Origin of the sequence: Kitasatospora sp. NPDC017646, assembly GCF_044329365.1 — a bacterium.
In the GTDB taxonomy this organism is placed as follows: Bacteria; Actinomycetota; Actinomycetes; order Streptomycetales; family Streptomycetaceae; genus Kitasatospora.
Genome location: NZ_JBIRJC010000144.1, coordinates 1 through 1,286, shown reverse-complemented (window position 1 = coordinate 1,286; position 1,286 = coordinate 1). Strand labels below are relative to the sequence as shown.

Below are 1,286 nucleotides of genomic sequence, written 5' to 3'. Positions count from 1 at the left end.
CCGTGCGTAGGCCTCGGCGAGGGTGACGGCCCGCTGGTCGCGGATCTGTTCGGCGGTGCCGAAGTGGACGCTGGCGGGCGTGTGAAGTCCGATGCCCGAGTGCCGGTGCTCGTGGTTGTAGTACGAGATGAAGGCGTCGAACCATTCGCGGGCGTGGGCCAGGGAATCGAACCGCTCGGGATAGTCGGCCATGTACTTGGTGGTCTTGAACTGGGCCTCGCTGTAGGGATTGTCGTTGGAGACCTTGGGGCGCGAGTGACTCCTGGTGACGCCGAGATCGATCAGCAGCTGGGAGACCTTCTTCGAGGTCATCGAGGTTCCCCGGTCGGCGTGCACGGTCTCGGGGACGATGCCGTTGCGCGCGATGGTCTCGCGGATCAACTCCTCCGCCCGTTCGGCCGACTCGGCCAGTTCGACGGTGTGGCCGACGATGTAGCGGCTGAAGATGTCGATGACGACGTAGGCGTGGTACCAGATGCCCTTCCTGGGGCCGGCCGCCTTGGTGATGTCCCAGGTGAACACCTGGGAGGGGCCGTCGGCGACCAGTTCGGGCACCGCCTTGGCCGGGTGGGTGGCCTGGCGGCGGCGCTCACCCGACTGCCCGCGCTCTCGCAGGATCCGGTACATCGTGGAGACCGAGCAGTGGTAGCGCCCGGTATCCAGCTCACGGGCCCAGATCTGTGCGGGCGGCAGCTCGGCGTACTCGGGGCTGTTCATCAACGCCAGTACCGCATCACGCTCTTCGGCCCTCAGAGCCGACGGCTGGACCTGGGGCTGCCTTGGCCCGCGCGCGGGCGGCGGCTTCAGCCTGCGGTAGTGGGTGGCCCGGGAGCGCCCGGTCAGCCGGCACGCGGCCGTGGTGCCCAGCTCGTGTTCGACGCCGGCGAACGCCTCGTCCACGACCGGGTCGGCGGCGTGCTTCAGTCCGCGCCCTCGGAGATCATTTCCAAGAGCGCCGACGCTTTTCCCAGGACCTCCAGCGCGGCCTTGTTCCGGGCGAGCTCCTTCTCCAGCCGTTCCACCTGCCGGCGCAGCTTCTCGTTCTCGACCTCGGCGGCGGACTTCTTCGGGCGGGCCGGGCTCGTGCGCCGGTCGACCAGGTTCTCCAGGGCCCCGGCATCCCGCGCGGCCCGCCACTCGGTGACGTGCGAGTGGTACAGGCGCTCGCGGCGCAGGACCGCACCCTTCTCACCCTCGGGTGCGGCGTCGTACTCGGCGACGATCCGCAGCTTGTACTCGGGGCTGAACGTGCGGCGCTTCGGCCTGGGCGCCGGGTCGACTGCGGA

2 protein-coding genes are annotated in these 1,286 nt (G+C 69.4%); both read right to left on the bottom strand.

The features are described 5' to 3' along the window. Nucleotides 1-900 (bottom strand): IS3 family transposase (locus ACH4J0_RS43240; protein ID WP_396246666.1); only part of this gene is annotated, 900 nt, incomplete at its 3' end. Nucleotides 901-920: 20 nt separating this feature from the next. Next, a partial coding sequence (locus ACH4J0_RS43235) for a transposase (RefSeq protein ID WP_396246665.1) occupies nt 921-1,286 on the bottom strand: 366 nt, incomplete at its 5' end.